Annotated in this window: 8 protein-coding genes and 1 tRNA gene; 8 read left to right on the plus strand and 1 reads right to left on the minus strand. The window is 67.8% G+C overall.

Features of this window, described 5'->3' with window-relative positions; all coding sequences use genetic code 11:
* Positions 1-217 precede the first annotated feature (217 nt).
* Complete coding sequence (locus MHN84_RS18485; RefSeq protein WP_241205962.1) at positions 218-2,827, plus strand: CocE/NonD family hydrolase; 2,610 nt, start codon at positions 218-220, stop codon at positions 2,825-2,827.
* Positions 2,828-2,850: 23 nt separating this feature from the next.
* On the opposite strand, the gene MHN84_RS18490 is transcribed toward MHN84_RS18485, so the two are convergent.
* Positions 2,851-2,923: transfer RNA gene (locus MHN84_RS18490), tRNA-Arg, on the minus strand.
* 75 nt (positions 2,924-2,998) lie between these two features.
* Between MHN84_RS18490 and MHN84_RS18495 the strand changes: the two genes are divergently transcribed.
* From MHN84_RS18495 to MHN84_RS18525, 7 genes are all read left to right on the plus strand, one after another.
* Positions 2,999-4,489: a wax ester/triacylglycerol synthase family O-acyltransferase gene (locus tag MHN84_RS18495; protein ID WP_241205963.1), complete on the plus strand. Its 1,491-nt coding sequence runs from the start codon at positions 2,999-3,001 to the stop codon at positions 4,487-4,489.
* 17 nt (positions 4,490-4,506) lie between these two features.
* The gene (locus tag MHN84_RS18500; RefSeq protein WP_241205964.1) at positions 4,507-6,111 is read left to right on the plus strand and encodes an HAD-IB family hydrolase/lysophospholipid acyltransferase family protein; all 1,605 of its coding nucleotides are present in this window, start codon (positions 4,507-4,509) and stop codon (positions 6,109-6,111) included.
* Positions 6,108-8,456 (plus strand): glycerol-3-phosphate 1-O-acyltransferase, encoded by a 2,349-nt coding sequence (locus MHN84_RS18505; RefSeq protein WP_241205965.1) that lies wholly within the window; start codon positions 6,108-6,110, stop codon positions 8,454-8,456. The genes MHN84_RS18500 and MHN84_RS18505 overlap by 4 nt, the downstream gene beginning before the upstream one ends.
* Positions 8,457-8,490: 34 nt before the next feature.
* Positions 8,491-10,515 carry a cytochrome c oxidase assembly protein gene (locus tag MHN84_RS18510; RefSeq protein WP_241205966.1) on the plus strand — a complete coding sequence of 675 codons (2,025 nt, stop codon included), beginning with the start codon at positions 8,491-8,493 and terminating at the stop codon, positions 10,513-10,515.
* 167 nt (positions 10,516-10,682) lie between these two features.
* Positions 10,683-11,144 carry a single-stranded DNA-binding protein gene (locus MHN84_RS18515; protein ID WP_241205967.1) on the plus strand — a complete coding sequence of 154 codons (462 nt, stop codon included), beginning with the start codon at positions 10,683-10,685 and terminating at the stop codon, positions 11,142-11,144.
* Between the two features lie 99 nt (positions 11,145-11,243).
* Positions 11,244-12,917 (plus strand): energy-dependent translational throttle protein EttA, encoded by a 1,674-nt coding sequence (ettA, locus tag MHN84_RS18520; RefSeq protein WP_241205968.1) that lies wholly within the window; start codon positions 11,244-11,246, stop codon positions 12,915-12,917.
* A gap of 91 nt (positions 12,918-13,008) precedes the next feature.
* A complete protein-coding gene (locus MHN84_RS18525; RefSeq protein WP_241205969.1) occupies positions 13,009-17,901 on the plus strand; it encodes an NAD-glutamate dehydrogenase in 4,893 nt (1,630 codons plus the stop codon).
* Positions 17,902-17,908 lie beyond the last annotated feature (7 nt).

A 17,908-nucleotide genomic window follows, 5' to 3' on the forward strand; every position in this document is an offset into this window, starting at 1 on the left:
GCGTTTGCCGAAGAACCCCCGGTGGCCGTTCGCTGATACATGACCTGGCGTGATCTGCCGGTCACGGGGCAGCGTCAATGCCGTTGTGGCTGAGGCGGAAAGTGTCAGCCTCGGACAATTGACGCGGTCATAAATCTCTGGCCGGATTTCGCTGTGATCATCGCGTCGTCGGCGTAGTGTCTGCCCCGTTTCCGATGGTGACGGCGGAGGTTGTGTCATGAGTGCTGCTAGCTATATCGGTCGCGTGGGCGGCCTGGCGATCGCCCTGGGAGTGGGGACCGCGATCATCACCGGGCAGGGCGTGGCGTACGCCGACGACACCGGGGCGTCCGTCTCACGCCCGTCCCAGTCCCAGTCGGATTCTCCGCGGGGCGACTCGGCCACGCTCGACACGCGGCCGGTGGGCAAGCACCGCAGCACCGAGCGCACGTCGCTGTCGGACACGGTCAAGGGCATCGCCGACCGGGTGGCCGAGCAACGCCAGAAGCGAGCCGAGGCCAGAGCGGAAGCCGGCGCGGACGACGCCGACTCGGCCGACGAGTCTCCCCGCAGTGGCGGCTCCGACCGTCGCCAGAAGCGCTCCGACACGGTGGAGGAGAAGCAGGTCTCATCGGAGGTCGACGCGGTGTCGGCGCCGTCCGGCGACCCGGAACCCGCTGCGGAACAGCCGCGCGTTCTGTCCTGGCTGCAGACGCCCCGCGCGGTCGCGGGCCGCGAGCAGGCGGCCGAGCCCCGGGTGCGGACCACGCTGTGGACGCCGCGCAGCCAAGACGTCCAGGAGGCGCCCGCTCGCACCGTGGTTTCCGGCCTGCTGACCGCACTCGACCGGGCGTTCAGTCCCGCGTCGTCGGGCAACGGCTCGGCGCCGGTCGGCGGGTCATTGTCGGACCTGCTGCTGCTCGCGGGCGCGCGGCGCGAGTCCGCGCTCGTTCAGCCCACGGCCATCGATCCCTACTCGGTCACAGTCGTGCAGGGCGTGATCGCGGGCTGCGTCGTCGGGACGACGTGCACCACCGCGGACGGTTCCACCTACACCGTCATCGATCGGCCGAGCAACGGCGGCAAGCTGACCCTGGACGCGACGACAGGAGCCTTCCGCTTCCTGCCCTACGCTGACGAGAAACTCACCGACGGGCCGAACGGCACGGAGACCTTCTCGGTGCTGGTGGCGCAGAACACCAAGTTCACCACCGTGATCACCGGCCTGCCGATCGTCGGATCGTCGCTCATCACACCTGTCGTGCAGAGACTGCAGCAGGCAGGCGTCCTGTCCGGTCTGCTCGGAACCGCTGAGCTGCAAGACATTTCCGTCGACATCACCGCGCTGCGGGCGGGTGCGCCGGTCGCGTTCACCACGTTCGTGACCTCCTGGGACGGCACCAAGATCAGCACCAACTTCTTCCCCGCGCTGGCGGGTGTCCCCGACAACGACGGTCAGGCAGGCTACGAGACCATCTTCAACGGACCCGGCCTGGCGCAGCCGGGCGCGACCGACCCGGCCGACCCGTTCGTCTCCACATTCCGCTCCCTGGGCTACAACGTCGTCACGTGGGACCCCCGCGGCGAGTTCGCCTCGGGCGGCGTACTGCAACTCGACAGCCCGCAGTACGAGGGCCAGGACGTCTCCGAGTTGATCAGCTGGGTCGCAACGCAGAGCGGCGTCGAACTGGACAAGACCGGCGATCCCAGAATGGGTATGGTCGGCGTCTCCTACGGCGGCGGCATCCAATTCGTCACGGCCGCAAGCGATGACCGCGTCGACGCCATCGCACCCGGCTGGGCCTGGAACACCCTGCCCGATTCGCTGTACCCGCACAGCGCGTTCCGCACCTCATACGCCGGCCTGCTGCTGCTCGGGCTGATCGAGACCGGGGCGCGGATCAACCCGCAGATCTACGGCGGCATCCTCACCGGCGCCTCGCTCGGAATCCTCACGCCGAGTCAGATTCAGCTGCTGCAGACCAGCGGCCCGGGTCAGACGGTGCGCAACATCGACATCCCCACCCTGATCATCCAGGGCACCGTCGATGTGTTGTTCCCGCTGCAGCAGTCCATCATCAACATGGGCTACATGGCCAACAATCCGAATGTGAAGCTGATCTGGTACTGCGGCGGCCACGGCACCTGCCTGCCGGGTCAGGGCAACGGCACTGCTGACAATGTGTGGTTCCTCAGCGAGACCGCGACGTGGATGCTGAAGTACGTCAAGGACCTCCCCATCCCGGAGCCCTACGCATTCGAGTGGACCGATCAGAATGGTGATCGCTGGTCGTCGGTGACTCGGCCGACCGCGAGCGATTTCTACGACGCCGAGAGCAAGGTTCCGGCGACGGTGTGGAGCACCGGCAAGACGCTGCCGATCATCCCGTTCATCGGCGGTTCGGGTCCCAGCCCGGACGTGCCGCTGCCCTACGGGTTGGGCGACGGTTCGGTGGCGACGAACGCGGTCACGATTCCGCTGAGCAACCCGGATGGCGAGGCCAACGTCGTCGGTGCGCCGCACGTGGTGATCAACTACAGCGGCCTGGGCAGCAGCCGTCACATCTACGCCCAGGTGGTCGACAAGAGCACCGGGCTCGTCGTCGGCAACATCGTCTCGCCGGTGCCGGTCACCCTCAACGGTCGCGATCAGGTCGCCGAGATCGACCTCGAGGACATCGCCTACACGATGACCCCCGACAGCGAGCTGGAGCTGCAGATCTTCACCACCGCAACGCCGTTCCTGAACTTCACCCAGTTCGGATTCGTGCACATCGACAGCGTGGAGGTGAGCCTGCCGACCACCTCGGCGGGCGTGAACCAGGGGCCGAACCTGCTGCCGGTGTAGCGACAGACGGGTAGAGAGGTAAGCGCCCCCGGCAGGGATCGAACCTGCGGCCAACCGCTTAGAAGGCGGTCGCTCTATCCACTGAGCTACGGAGGCAGTGCCCGAGGAGTCTATCGCGCGCGGGCCGTAAAGCCGCTCCGCGTCACAAGGCGGCCGACTAGCGTGGTGCCCATGAGTGATCCGCCGGACCTGGACGCGGCAGGACTGCCCGAGGAGCTCAGCCCCCTCGACCAGATCCTGCACCGTGGCGAGGCCAACCCGCGGACCCGCTCCGGCATCCTGACCGTCGAACTGCTCGACACCACGCCCGACTGGAACACCTTCCGCGCACGCTTCGACACCGCATCGCGCAAGGTGCTGCGGCTACGGCAGAAGGTCGTGATCCCCACGTTGCCGACCGCAGCGCCACGCTGGGTCGTCGACCCGGACTTCAATCTCGACTTCCACCTCCGCCGGGTCCGCGTCCCAGAGCCGGGCAGTTTCCGGCAGGTGATGGATCTCGCCGAGGTGGCCGCGCAGTCACCGCTGGACATCTCCCGGCCGCTGTGGACCGCGACCCTGATCGAAGGGGTGCACGACGGCCAGGCCGCGCTGATGGTGCACCTCAGCCACGCCGTCACCGACGGTGTGGGCGGGGTCGAGATGTTCGCGAACCTCTACGACCTCGAACGCCAGCCGCCGAAGCAGCCGGTGCCGCCGCTACCCATCCCCGCCGATCTGTCGCCCAACGACCTGATGCGTCAGGGGCTCAACCGCCTGCCCAGCACCATCGCCGGCGGGCTGCGCGACGTGCTGTTCGGCGCGGCGCAGGCCGCCGGCCATGTCGTCCGCGACCCGGTGTCGCGGCTGGGCAGCGTGATCGACTACGCGATGTCGGGTGCCCGCGTGATCGGGCCGGTCGCCGACCCGTCGCCGCTGCTGCGCCGGCGCTCGCTGTCGAGCCGCAGCGACGCCATCGACATCGCATTCGGTGATCTTCACCGCGCGGCCAAGGCCGCCGGCGGCTCGATCAACGACGCGTATCTGGCGGGTCTGTGTGGAGCGCTGCGCCTCTACCACCAGGCCAAGGGCGTTCCGGTCGACACGTTGCCGATGGCGGTCCCGGTGAATCTGCGCTCGGAGGCGGACCCCGCGGGCGGGAACCGGTTCGCCGGCGTCAACCTCGCCGCACCGATCGGGCTCACCGATCCCGCGGTGCGTATCCGCAACATCAGGACCCAGATGACGCGTAAGCGTGACGAGCGCGCGCTCGACCTGGTCGGGGCGATCGCGCCCGTCGTGTCGCTGCTGCCCGACAGCGTGCTGGAGTCGATGGCCGGTTCCATCGTGAACTCCGATGTGCAAGCCAGCAACGTGCCGGTCTACGCGGGCGACACGTTCATCGCCGGTGCGCAGGTGCTGCGGCAGTACGGACTCGGCCCACTGCCCGGCGTGGCGATGATGGTCGTGCTGATCTCCCGCTCCGGCTACTGCACCGTCACCGCGCGCTACGACCGCGCCGCGATCACCGATCCGACGTTGTTGGCGCAGTGTCTGCTGGCAGGCTTCGACGAAGTTCTCGCGCTCGGCGGCGACGGACGCGCCCACCCGGCGACGTTCACCGCCGAGTCCCCGTCACCCTTGTCTCACACCGTTTCGACGAAGGGAAGTGCCGCACAGTGAGCCCCGACAATCCCCAGATGCGCCTTCCGGGTTCGGTCGCCGAAATCGAAGCCTCACCGGAAGGGCCCGAGGTCGGCGCGTTCTTCGACCTCGACGGCACCCTCGTCGCAGGGTTCACCGGGGTGGTGATGACCCAGGACCGATTGCGGCGGCGCCAGATGTCGGTGGGCGAGTTCATCGGCATGGTGCAGGCCGGGCTCAACCACCAGCTGGGCCGCTCGGAGTTCGAGGACCTGATCGGCAAAGGGGCCCGGATGCTGCGGGGCAACTCGGTCGACGACATCGACGAACTCGCCGAACGCCTCTTCGCCCAGAAGATCATCGGCCGCATCTATCCCGAGATGCGGCAGCTCGTCCGCGCCCACATGGCGCGCGGCCACACCGTGGTGCTCAGCTCGTCCGCGCTGACCGTGCAGGTGGAACCCGTTGCCCGGTTCCTCGGCATCGAGAACATCCTCAGCAACAAGTTCGAGACCGACGAGAACGGGTTGATCACCGGCGAGGTCGAGCGGCCCATCATCTGGGGCCCCGGCAAGGCCCGCGCCGTACAGGAGTTCGCGACCGCCAACGGCGTCGATCTGTCGAAGAGCTACTTCTATGCCGATGGCGACGAAGACGTCGCGCTCATGTACCTCGTCGGCAACCCGCGGCCGACCAATCCGGAGGGCAAGATGGCGGCGGTCGCCGCCAAGCGCGGCTGGCCCGTCTTGCGGTTCACCAGCCGCAGCGGCGCCAACCCCGTCGCGCAACTGCGGACCGTGGCAGGCATCGCGTCGATGGTGCCGGTGGCGTGGGGTGCGTTGGGCGTCGGATTGCTGACCCGCAACCGGCGCAGCGGGGTCAACTTCTTCACGTCCGTGTTCGGCCGGACGCTGTTGACGGCCGTCGGCATCAACCTCAACGTGCTGGGCGCGGAAAACCTGACCGCACAACGGCCGGCGGTGTTCATCTTCAACCATCGCAACCAGGCCGATCCGATGATCGCCGGCAGGCTCGTCAGCGACAACTTCACCTCGGTCGGGAAGAAGGAACTCGAGAACGACCCGATCGTCGGGACCATGGGCCGGATCATGGATGCCGCGTTCATCGACCGCGACGATCCACAGAAGGCCGTCGAGGGTCTGAAGAAGGTCGAGGAACTCGCCCGCAAGGGGTTGTCGATCCTGATCGCGCCCGAGGGCACGCGGTTGGACACCACCGAGGTGGGCGAATTCAAGAAGGGGCCCTTCCGCATCGCCATGTCGGTGGGCATCCCGATCGTGCCGATCGTGATCCGCAACGCAGAGGTGATCGCGGCCCGAGACTCCAGCACCTTCAACCCCGGAACCGTGGATGTCGTTGTGTATCCGCCGATTTCGGTTGAGTGCTGGACCCACGACAATCTCGAGGACCGCATCGCCGAGGTGCGCCAGCTCTACCTCGACACCCTGAAGGACTGGCCCCACGACCAACTGCCGGAGCCGGAGCTGTATCGGCGCCAGGAGAAGCCGGCGAAGAAAGCCCCGGCCAAGAAGGCGGCAGCCAAGAAGCAACCGGCGAAGAAGGCGGCGGCCAAGAAGCAGCCGGCGAAGAAGACTGCCACGTCGAGCACGACGTCGACCACGGCCAAGGGGCGGCCGTGAAAGTCCGCGCCGACGACATCACGGCGTTCACCGCCGTGGACGACACGCTCGTCCTCGCATCGGTGTCGTCGCCCGCGGAGGAGGCGCTGCTCGCCGACTGGTTGGACGAGCAGCGCAGTGCGCACCCGGAGAGCAAGATCGAGGTGCTGAAGCTGCCCGCCGACGACGATCCGCCGCCAGGAGTCCTGGCCCGGCTGGTCGAGATGCTCGAAGCCGACGAGGACAGGTCGGTCGTCCCGGTGCGGGTGTTCTGGGTGCCCGGTGGGTTGCCGACCCGGTCGAAGGTGGTCGCGCTGCTGTCGGGACGTGACACCTACTGCCCGCCGCGGGTGCTGCAGCGGAGCATCCTCAAGCGGGATCCGTCACGTGCCCGCGTCGTCGCCGGCGAGCCCGCCAAGGTCTCCGAACTGCGCCAGAACTGGAGTGAGAACACCACCGCCGAAAACCCCCGGGAGTTCGCACGTTTCGTGCTGCGACGGGCGATTCTGGCCATCGAGCGCGTGGAGTTGAGGCTGCTGGGACCCGAATACAAGTCACCGCGGCTGATCAAGCCGGAGATGCTGTCGTCGGCCCGGTTCCGCGAGGGGCTCGAGCAGATTCCCGGTGCGACGGTCGAGAAGGCCGGCGAGATGCTCGACGAGTTGGGCACCGGCTGGAGCCGGTTCTCCGTCGACCTGATCCCGTCGCTGGGCAGGGCCATCTTCAGCCGCGGCTTCGATCCCAACATCGACTACGACCGCACCGAGGTCGAGGCGATGCGCCACGCGCTCGAGGCCCATCCGGCCGTCCTGCTGTTCTCCCACCGCTCCTATCTCGACGGCGCGATCGTGCCCGTCGCGATGCAGGAGAACCGGCTGCCGCCGGTACACACATTCGCCGGAATCAACCTGTCCTTCGGCGCGATGGGACCGCTGATGCGCCGCTCCGGCGTGATCTTCCTGCGCCGCAAACTCGACGACCCGCTGTACAAATACGTGCTGCGTCAGTTCGTCGGGTACATCGTCGAGAAGCGGTTCAACCTCGCCTGGGCGATCGAGGGCACCCGGTCACGCACCGGAAAGATGTTGCCGCCCAAGCTCGGTCTGCTCGCGTACGTGGCCGACGCCTATCTCGACGGCCGGAGCGACGACATCCTGCTGCAGCCGGTGTCGATCAGCTTCGATCAGCTGCACGAGACCGCCGAGTACGCGTCCTACGCGCGCGGCGGCGAGAAGACCCCCGAAGGCCTGTCCTGGTTGGTCAACTACATTCGCGCCCAAGGCGAACGTAACTACGGCAAGATCTACGTCCGGTTCCCGCGCGCGGTCTCGATGCGGGAGTACCTCGGCGAGCCGCACGGTCCGATGACCACCGACGAGGCGGCCAAACGTCTTGCGCTGCAGAAGATGGCGTTCGAAGTGGCGTGGCGCATCGTGCAGGTGACCCCGGTCAACGCGACCGGGTTGGTCTCGGCGCTGCTGCTCTCGACCCGCGGGGTCGCGCTCACCCTCGACCAGTTGCATCACACGCTGCAGGATTCGCTGGACTATCTCGAGCGCAAGCAGACACCGATGACCAACAGCGCGTTGCGGTTACGTACCCCGGATGGGGTGCGCGCCGCGTTGGACGCGCTGTCGGGCGGTCATCCGGTGACGCGCGTGGACCGCGGTCGCGAGACGGTCTGGTACATCGCGCCGCAAGACGAACTCGAGGCGGCGTTCTACCGCAACTCGCTGATCGACGCGTTCCTCGAGACATCGTTGGTCGAGCTGGCATTGGCATGTGCCGCCCGCAGTGACGGCGACCGGGTGGAGGCGTTCTGGACGCAGGTGATGCGTCTGCGCGACCTGTTGAAATTCGATTTCTACTTCGCCGACTCCGCGGCCTTCCGTGCGCACGTCGCCGAGGAGATGTCCTGGCACGACGACTGGGAAGGCGATGTCGCCGCCGGCGGCGACCGGATCGACGCAGTACTGGCGGCCAAGCGACCGACGATCGCCGGACCACTGCTGAGGCCGTTCTTCGAGGCGTATCAGATCGTCGCCGACGCGCTGCTCGACGCGCCGGCCGACATCTCCGAGAAGGACCTCACCGCCAAGGCGCTGGGGTTGGGGGAGCAGTACGTGGCGCAGGGCCGTGTGCAGAGCAACGAGTCGGTGTCGGCGCTGCTGTTCGCCACTGCGCGCCAAGTCGCCGCTGACCAACATCTGCTCGAGCCCGCCGCCGATCTCGAGGACCGGCGCAGAGCCTTCCGCAACGAACTGCGCGGCATCCTGGCCGATATGAACACCGTCGATCGGTACGCGCGCAAGCAGTTCATGGCGCGGGAACGCAGTCGTCGGCGGCTGCGCGAACAGGCGGTGTGAGAGGTCACTCGCGCAGGGGTCATACGCTTGAGGCATGACACTCACCGGCTCTGCCGCGCCCGCGCGGGTGCGTAGTGCCTCGGTGTGGCCGCTGCTCTACGGCGTCGCGGTGCTGGCAGGCCTGACTGCGGCGGCGCTGTCGGCGCTGTCGCTGGCCGAGGCGCTGACCGCCACGGGCCTGCCCGACCCGGGTGCGGTCACCACGTACGGGTTGCCGTTCGTCAAGGCTGCCGGCGAGATCGCCGCGGTGGTCGCTACCGGATCCTTCCTGTTCGCGGCGTTTTTGGTGCCGCCGCAGTCCACCGGGGTTCTCGATGTGGACGGCTACCGGGCGTTGCGGATCGGGACCGCGGCGGCGGGGTTCTGGACGGTGTGCGCGGTGCTGATGGTGCCGCTGACCGTGTCCGACGTCAGCGGTCAGCCGTTGATGACGCGGCTGAGTCCGGCCGACATCTGGTCCGTCGCCGACCTGATCGACATCGCGGGCGCGTGGCGATGGACCGCATTGTTCGCTGCCGTCGTGACGGTGGTGAGCATTCCGGTGCTGCGATGGTCGTGGACACCGGTGCTGTTCGCCGGCTCCCTGGTGACCCTGTTGCCGCTGGCGCTGACCGGGCATTCGTCCTCGGGCGGATCTCACGACATCGCGACCAACAGCCTCCTGGTTCACCTCATCGCGGGTGCGGTGTGGGCCGGGGGGCTCCTGGCGCTACTGGTGCACGCGTTGCGTGGCGGCTCCGGTTGGAACGACCACCTGGCGGCGCGGCGGTTCTCGACCGTGGCGCTGTGGTGCTTCGTCGCGATGGCGCTCAGCGGAATCATCAACGCGCTGGTGCGGGTGCGGCCCGAGGACCTGATCCACACCCGGTACGGCTGGTTGGTGATCGCCAAACTGCTCGCACTCGTGACCCTGGGAATCCTCGGTTGGCAGCAGCGGCGCCGCGGGATCGCCGCCCTGGCCGCCGATCCGCCGGCGCGGGGCGCGCTGATCCGGCTGGCTCTGATCGAAGCGGTGGTCTTCGGCCTGACCTTCGGGGTGGCCGTCGCTCTGGGCCGCACTCCGCCGCCGCCACCGGTGCAGACGAACCTGTCCATCCCGGCGGTCGAGATCGGCTACGACCTGGCCGGCCCGCCGACCGTGGGCCGGTTGCTGTTCGACTGGCGGTTCGACCTCGTGTTCGGGACCGCCGCGCTGGTGTTCGCCGCGGTCTATCTGGCCGGGTACCGGCGCTTGCGGCGCCGGGGGGACGCGTGGCCGGCGGGCCGCGTCGTGGCCTGGTTGCTCGGCTGCCTGTTGCTGCTGTTCACGACCTCGTCGGGCCTCGGCCGGTACATGCCCGCGATGTTCAGCATGCACATGATCGCGCACATGATGTTGTCGATGATGGTGCCGATCCTGCTGGTGCTCGGCGCACCCGTCACATTGGCGCTGCGTGCCTTGCCGACGGCGGGACGGGATGCCGCGCCGGGCCCGCGGGAGTGGCTGCTGGCGGCCCTGCATTCGCGGGTGTCGCGGCTGCTGACCAACCCCGTGGTCGCGACCGCGCTGTTCATCGTCGGCTTCTACGGGCTGTACTTCGGCGGCATCTTCGACGCGGTGGCCGGCAGCCACGCCGCGCATCTCGCGATGAACGTGCACTTTCTGCTCAGCGGCTACCTGTTCTACTGGGTGGTGATCGGTGTCGATCCGACGCCGCGGCCGCTGCCCCCGATCGCCAAGCTCGCGGTGGTGTTCGCCTCGCTCCCGCTGCACGCGTTCTTCGGCGTGGTGCTGATGGGCACCGACACCGCGATGGGCGGCGCTTTCTACCGCTCGCTCGCGTTGCCGTGGAACACCGATCTGATCGCCGATCAGAAGCTGGGCGGGGCCATCGCGTGGGCGGCGGGCGAGGTGCCGCTCGTGGTGGTGTTGATCGCGCTGTTCGTGCAGTGGAGTCGCAGCGACGACAGGACCGCGCGCCGGCTCGACCGCGCCGCCGACCGCGATGAAGACGCGGACCTGGCCGCGTACAACGCGATGCTGGCCGAACTGGCCCGGCGCGACCGCGCCGACAGCTGATCCGGCGTACGTCGCTCGGGGCTGTCCCCAGAGCCCGTTTCATCCACAGGTTGTCCGTGCGCTCGACTGTCGCGCGGCCGGGCTGTCGGTGCCGTGGCGGTCAATGGCTGTGTCATCGACGGCGCAGGTGCTGTGCCCGCGCCGCAGCCTCGAGAAGGAGAACCGCCATGTTCGAAACACCGATCACCGTCGTCGGCACGATCGTCACCAACCCGGAGCGTCGCTGGGTCGGCGACCAGGAGCTGTTCAAGTTCCGCGTCGCGAGCAATTCCCGGCGGCGCACCACCGACGGCACCTGGGAGCCGGGTAACTCGCTCTACGCGACGGTCAACTGCTGGGGGCGCCTGGTCACCGGCGTCGGCGCGGGCCTGGGGAAGGGAGACGCGGTGATCGTTGTTGGCAATCTGTACACCAGCGAATACGAGGACCGCGACGGCAACCGTCGGTCCTCGCTGGAGATCAGGGCCACATCGGTGGGGCCGGACCTGGCGCGGTGCATCGCCCGCATCGACAAGCGTCGCCACTCCGAACCCGCCGACGCCGGCCCGGAAAACAGTTCCGACACCGAGACCGGATCATCTGCCGAGCCGAGCGCCGACGATGGCGACGGACTGGCGCTCACCGCGTAGCGCCGGGCGCCGCCGCCCTCACCCGCAATCACGGCCGCGCCTAGGATGGGCCCGGACTCTCGCAGATCGCGAAGACCCGAGAAAGGCGATATCAGAGGCATGGCCGAATTCATCTACACGATGCGGAAGGTCCGCAAGGCGCACGGCGACAAGGTCATCCTTGACGACGTCACCCTGAATTTCCTTCCGGGCGCGAAGATCGGCGTCGTCGGCCCCAACGGGGCCGGTAAGTCGAGCGTCTTGCGGATCATGGCCGGTTTGGACCAACCCAACAACGGCGACGCGTTCCTGGCGCCGGGCGCCACCGTCGGCATCCTGATGCAGGAGCCCCAGCTCGACGAGACCAAGACGGTTCGCGAGAACGTGGAAGAGGGCGTGGCGATCAAGGCGAAGCTCAACCGGTACAACGAGGTCGCCGAACTGATGGCGACCGACTACACCGACGAGCTCATGGAAGAGATGGGCGCGCTGCAGGAGGAGCTCGACGCCGCGGACGCGTGGGACATCGACAGCCAGCTCGAGCAGGCGATGGACGCCCTGCGCTGCCCGCCCGCCGACGAGCCCGTGACCCACCTGTCCGGTGGTGAGAAGCGCCGCGTCGCGCTGTGCAAGCTGCTGCTGTCCAAGCCCGACCTGCTGCTGCTCGACGAGCCGACCAACCACCTCGACGCGGAGAGCGTGCTGTGGCTCGAACAGCACCTCGCCGAATACAAGGGCGCGATCCTGGCCGTCACACACGACCGGTACTTCCTCGACAACGTCGCCGAGTGGATCCTCGAGCTCGACCGTGGCCGCGCCTACCCGTACGAGGGCAACTACTCCACGTACCTGGAGAAGAAGGCCGAGCGCATCGCCGTGCAGGGCCGCAAGGACGCCAAGCTGCAGAAGCGGCTCAAGGACGAACTCGAGTGGGTGCGCTCGGGTGCCAAGGCCCGGCAGGCCAAGAGCAAGGCCCGTCTGACCCGCTACGAGGAGATGGTGGCCGAGGCCGAGAAGACCCGCAAGCTCGACTTCGAGGAGATCCAGATCCCCACCGGCCCGCGGCTGGGCAACGTCGTGGTCGAGGTGGAGCACCTCGACAAGGGCTTCGAGGGCAGGCAGCTGATCAAGGACCTGTCGTTCACATTGCCGCGCAACGGCATCGTCGGAGTGATCGGCCCCAACGGCGTCGGCAAGACCACGCTGTTCAAAACGATCGTCGGACTCGAGCAGCCCGACAGCGGGACCGTCAAGATCGGTGAGACCGTCAAGCTGAGCTACGTCGACCAGAGCCGCGCCGGCATCGACCCGAAGAAGACGGTGTGGGAAGTGGTCTCCGACGGCCTGGACTACATCGAGGTCGGGCAGAACGAGATCCCGTCGCGCGCGTATGTGTCGGCGTTCGGCTTCAAGGGCCCCGACCAGCAGAAGCCGGCAGGCGTACTCTCCGGCGGTGAGCGCAACCGGCTCAATCTGGCGCTGACCCTGAAAGAGGGCGGCAACCTGATCCTGCTCGACGAGCCCACCAACGACCTCGACGTGGAAACGCTGAGCTCGCTGGAGAACGCGCTGCAGCAGTTCCCCGGGTGCGCCGTGGTCATCTCCCACGACCGCTGGTTCCTGGACCGCACCTGCACGCACATCCTGGCGTGGGAGGGGGACACCGACAACGAGGCCAAATGGTTCTGGTTCGAGGGCAACTTCGGTGGCTACGAGGAGAACAAGGTCGAGCGGCTCGGCGCCGAGGCAGCCCGTCCGCACAGGGTCACCCACCGCAAGCTGACACGGGGATAGTCTCGTCGTGCGGACCACGTGACCGATCGCGCCTGCGGCCGGTTGCAGCCAACGGCGGCCGGTGCGCGGCGTGTGACTGGAGGAGCGGCGGATGTCGTTGAATCCCGGTGCGATCGGGGCGACGGAGAAGGACCTGACCCCTGAGGTGATTGATCGTCTGATCCCTGCGTACCTGCAGACCTATCGCGGGCCCCACGGCGGTGCCCCCGGCTCGGAGGGCGCGGTCACCGGTCCGCTGCGTCGCCCGTCGGACGGCTGGGCCGCCATGGTGGAGGCCCAGTACCGACTGGGACGCCAGCGGTCCGCCGGAGCCACGCTGGTCGCCGTCCACGGTGCCGACGATCCCGGCGGGGTGGGTCCCGCGCTGCAGGTCATCACCGACAACGCGCCCATGCTGATGGATTCGGTGACCGTGCTGCTGCACCGCGTCGGGGTCGCCTACAAGGCGATCATGAATCCGGTCTTCCGGGTGCGTCGCGGGGCCGGCGGTGAACTCCTCGACATCGTGCCGTCCTCGGAGGCGACGTTCGGTGACGGCGTCGACGAAACGTGGGTTCACGTGCAGCTCTCCAGTGCCGTGGACCGGCGGGCGCTGGCCGAGGCAGAACGGTTGCTGCCCCGTGTGGTCGCCGACGCGCGCCAGGTGGCGCTCGATTCACAGAGCATGGGTGCGGCGCTGCGCGGGCTGGCCGCCGAACTCGACAGCGATGGCGGTCGGCGCTTTCCCAGCGCCGACCGCAGAGATGTGGCGGCGCTGCTGCGCTGGCTCGCCGACGGTCACTTCGTGCTGCTCGGCTATCAGCGCTGCCCCGTGAACGACGGCCAGGCCACCGTCGACGCCGCCAGCCGCCTCGGCGTGCTGCGGCTGCGCCAGGACGTGCTGCCCCAGCTGACGAACAAAGACGAACTGCTCGCGTTGGCGCAGGCGACGATCCCGAGCTTCCTGCGCTACGGCGCCTACCCGCAGATCGTGGTCGTGCGTGAGCAACCCGGTGACGGCGGTGACGGCTCTGCCATCGAGCATCGGTTCGTCGGGCTGTTCACCGTCGCTGCGATGAACGCCAATGTGCTCGAGATCCCGTTGGTCTCGCGCCGCGTCAACGATGCGCTCGCGATGGCCCACCGCGATCCCGGCCACCCGGGCCAGTTGCTGCTCGACATCATCCAGACCATCCCTCGTTCGGAACTGTTCGCGCTGTCCGCGCGTGCCCTGCTCGACATGGCGATGGCCGTCGTCGATCTCGGCTCGCGACGGCGCACCCTGCTGTTCATGCGAGCCGATCCGCTCGCCCACTTCGTGTCGTGCCTGGTGTATCTGCCGCGTGATCGCTACACCACCGCCGTGCGCCTGGAGATGCAGGACATCCTGGTCCGCGAACTCGGCGGGATCAGCATCGACTACGCCGCGCGCGTCAGCGAATCACCCTGGGCGTTGGTGCATTTCACCGTCCGCCTGCCCGAGGGGTCGCGATTCCAGGACGTCGACGTCTCCGACGAGAACGAATCGCGCATCCAGGATCTGCTCACCGAGGCCGCGCGCACCTGGGCCGACCGCATGCTCGGTGCGGTGCGCACCGCGTCGATCGACCAGACCATCGCCGAGCATTACGCCGGGGCGTTCCCCGAGGTGTACAAGCAGGCGGTCGCCCCGCTGCACGCCCTGGCCGACATCGAGATCATCGAGGACCTCGAGGACAACTCCGTCAAGCTCGTGCTCGACGAGACCGAGAGCACCGCCAACGACGGCATCTCGACTCTGATCTGGTACCTCGGCGGCCAGTCGGCCTCGCTCAGCCGGTTGCTTCCGATGCTGCAGTCGATGGGCGTGACGGTGCTCGAGGAGCGACCTTTCACCGTCACCCGGCCCGACGGCCTGCCGGTGTGGATCTATCAGTTCAAGGTCTCCCCGCATCGCGGCATCCCGATGTCGGGGCCGGGTGAGGAACGGGATGCGACGGCCGAGCGGTTCGCCGACGCCGTCACCGCGATCTGGCACGGCAACTGCGAGATCGACCGGTTCAACGAGTTGGTGCTGCGGGCCGGTCTGACGTGGCAGCAGGTCACGGTGCTGCGCGCCTACGCGAAATACCTCAAGCAGGCCGGCTTCTCGTACAGCCAGTCCCACATCGAGGACGTGCTGAACAACAACGCCGGTACCGCGCGCTCGCTGGTCGAGCTGTTCGAGGCGCTGTTCAATCCCGCGGCGTCCGGCCCGTCCGGCCCGTCCGGCCCGTCCGACGAAGGCCCAACCGGGGGTCGCCGAGACGCCCAGGCCGCCGCCGCCGCGGTGGCTGCGGACATCGATGCGCTGGTCAGCCTCGACACCGACCGAGTGCTACGGGCGTTCGCCTCGATGATCCAGGCGACGCTGCGCACGAACTACTTCGTGACCCGTGCGGGGTCGGCGCGTGAACGCAATGTGTTGTCGCTGAAGATGAATCCGGAGTTGATCGACGAATTGCCGCTGCCGCGGCCGAAATTCGAGATCTTCGTGTACTCGCCGCGGGTCGAAGGTGTGCACCTGCGGTTCGGGTTCGTCGCCCGGGGTGGGTTGCGCTGGTCCGATCGTCGAGAGGACTTCCGCACCGAGATCCTCGGCCTGGTGAAGGCGCAGGCGGTGAAGAACGCGGTGATCGTGCCGGTCGGCGCGAAGGGGGGGTTCGTGGTCAAGCGGCCACCGGCGCCCACCGGGGATGTCGCCGTCGACCGTGACGCCACCCGCGAGGAGGGTGTGGCCTGCTACCGGCTGTTCATCGCCGGTCTGCTCGATCTGACCGACAACGTCGACAAGTCATCGGGCGCGATCATCACCCCCGAAGGCGTGGTGCGCCGCGACGGCGACGACGCCTACCTCGTCGTCGCCGCCGACAAGGGGACCGCCACGTTCTCCGACATCGCCAACGACGTCGCGAAGTCCTACGGATTCTGGTTGGGCGACGCATTCGCCTCGGGCGGCTCGGTCGGCTACGACCACAAGGCCATGGGCATCACCGCCAAAGGTGCCTGGGAGTCGGTCAAACGACACTTCCGCGAGATGGGAATCGACACCCAGAGCGAGGACTTCACCGTCGTAGGGGTGGGGGACATGAGCGGCGACGTGTTCGGCAACGGAATGCTGCTGTCGCAGCACATCCGGCTGCTCGCCGCGTTCGACCACCGGCACATCTTCATCGATCCCGACCCCGATTCCGCTCGGTCGTGGCAGGAGCGCAAACGCCTGTTCGACCTGCCGCGCTCGTCGTGGGAGGACTACGACGCCTCGCTGATCAGCGCCGGTGGCGGCGTCTACAGCCGCGAGCAGAAGTCGATACCGGTCAGCGCCGAGGCCCGCGCCGCGCTGGGCATCGACGACGGCGTCACCGAGCTGACGCCGCCGGCCCTGATGCGGGCGATCCTCAAGGCGCCGGCCGATCTGCTGTTCAACGGCGGAATCGGTACCTATGTCAAGGCCGAGACGGAATCCGACGTGGGCGACCGCGCCAATGACGCGGTGCGCGTGAACGGAAACCAGGTGCGCGCCAAGGTGATCGGCGAGGGCGGCAATCTGGGTGTGACGTCGCTCGGCCGTATCGAATTCGATCTGGTCGGCGGTCGGATCAACACCGATGCACTCGACAACTCGGCGGGCGTCGATTGCTCCGATCACGAAGTCAACATCAAGATCTTGATCGATTCGCTGGTCACGGCCGGCAAGGTGACCTCGGAGGACCGCACCGACCTGCTGCTGTCGATGACCGATGAGGTGGGCCGACTCGTGCTCGCGGACAACGAGAGTCAGAACGATCTGATGGGCACCAGCCGCGCCAACGCCGCCAGCATGCTGTCGGTGCACGCGCGGATGATCAAGGACTTCGTCGATGAGCGAGGCTTGAATCGCGAGTTGGAGGCGCTGCCGTCGGAGAAGGAGATCCGGCGTCGTACCGAAGCCGGAATCGGGCTCACCTCACCGGAATTGGCGACGTTGATGGCCCACGTCAAGTTGGCGCTCAAAGACGATCTGCTCGCCGGTGACCTGCCCGATCAGGAGGTGTTCGCGTCGCGGTTGCCGTCGTACTTCCCGACGACGCTGCGGGATCGCTTCGCCACCGAGATCCGAAGCCATCAGCTGCGCCGCGAGATCGTGACGACCATGCTGGTCAACGACGTGGTCGACACCGCGGGCATCTCGTTCGCCTACCGGGTCGCCGAGGACGTCGGGGTGTCGGCGGTCGACGCGGTGCGAAGCTTCGTGGCCGTCGATGCGATCTTCGATGTCGGCGAGGTGTGGCGGCGTATCCGCGCCGCCGGGGTGGACGGCGCCTCGGTGGCCGTGACCGACCGGATGACACTCGATCTGCGCCGGTTGATCGACCGCGCGGCACGCTGGCTGCTGAACTACCGGCCGCAGCCGCTGGCGGTGGGCGCCGAGATCAATCGGTTCGCCGACAAGGTGGCCGCGCTGACACCGCGGATGTCGGAGTGGTTGCGCGGCGACGACAGGGCGATCGTGATGAAAGAGGCGGGGGAGTTCAGTGCGCAGGGGGTGCCCGAGGAGCTGGCCTTCCAGGTGGCCACCGGGCTCTACCAGTTCAGCCTGCTCGACGTCATCGACATCGCCGACATCAACGATCGTGACCCGGCGGAGGTGGCGGACACCTACTTCGCGCTGATGGATCACCTCGGCACCGACGGCCTGCTCACCGCGGTCTCCCGGCTCTCGCGCGATGATCGATGGCATTCGTTGGCGCGGTTGGCGATTCGCGACGACATCTACGGCTCGTTGCGCGCGCTGAGCTTCGATGTGCTGGCCGTCGGCGAGCCCGAGGAGAACGGCGAGGAGAAGATCGCGGAGTGGGAGATGACCAACAACAACAGGGTCACTCGCGCCCGCCGTACGTTGACCGAGCTGTACGAAAGCGGTGAGCACGACCTGGCAACACTGTCGGTGGCGGCGCGCCAGATCCGCAGCATGACCAGGACGAGCGGAACGGGAACGTCGGGGTGACTCAGGG

Origin of the sequence: Mycobacterium sp. PSTR-4-N, from assembly GCF_022348085.1 — a bacterium.
Classification (GTDB): Bacteria; Actinomycetota; Actinomycetes; order Mycobacteriales; family Mycobacteriaceae; genus Mycobacterium.

Excerpts from the sequence above, each read along its gene's own strand:
- MHN84_RS18485 (WP_241205962.1), top strand. The coding sequence starts at position 218 with ATGAGTGCTGCTAGCTATATCGGTCGCGTGGGCGGCCTGGCGATCGCC.
- MHN84_RS18495 (WP_241205963.1), top strand. The coding sequence starts at position 2,999 with ATGAGTGATCCGCCGGACCTGGACGCGGCAGGACTGCCCGAGGAGCTC.
- MHN84_RS18500 (WP_241205964.1), top strand. The coding sequence starts at position 4,507 with ATGCGCCTTCCGGGTTCGGTCGCCGAAATCGAAGCCTCACCGGAAGGG.
- MHN84_RS18510 (WP_241205966.1), top strand. The coding sequence starts at position 8,491 with ATGACACTCACCGGCTCTGCCGCGCCCGCGCGGGTGCGTAGTGCCTCG.
- MHN84_RS18515 (WP_241205967.1), top strand. The coding sequence starts at position 10,683 with ATGTTCGAAACACCGATCACCGTCGTCGGCACGATCGTCACCAACCCG.
- ettA (WP_241205968.1), top strand. The coding sequence starts at position 11,244 with ATGGCCGAATTCATCTACACGATGCGGAAGGTCCGCAAGGCGCACGGC.
- MHN84_RS18525 (WP_241205969.1), top strand. The coding sequence starts at position 13,009 with ATGTCGTTGAATCCCGGTGCGATCGGGGCGACGGAGAAGGACCTGACC.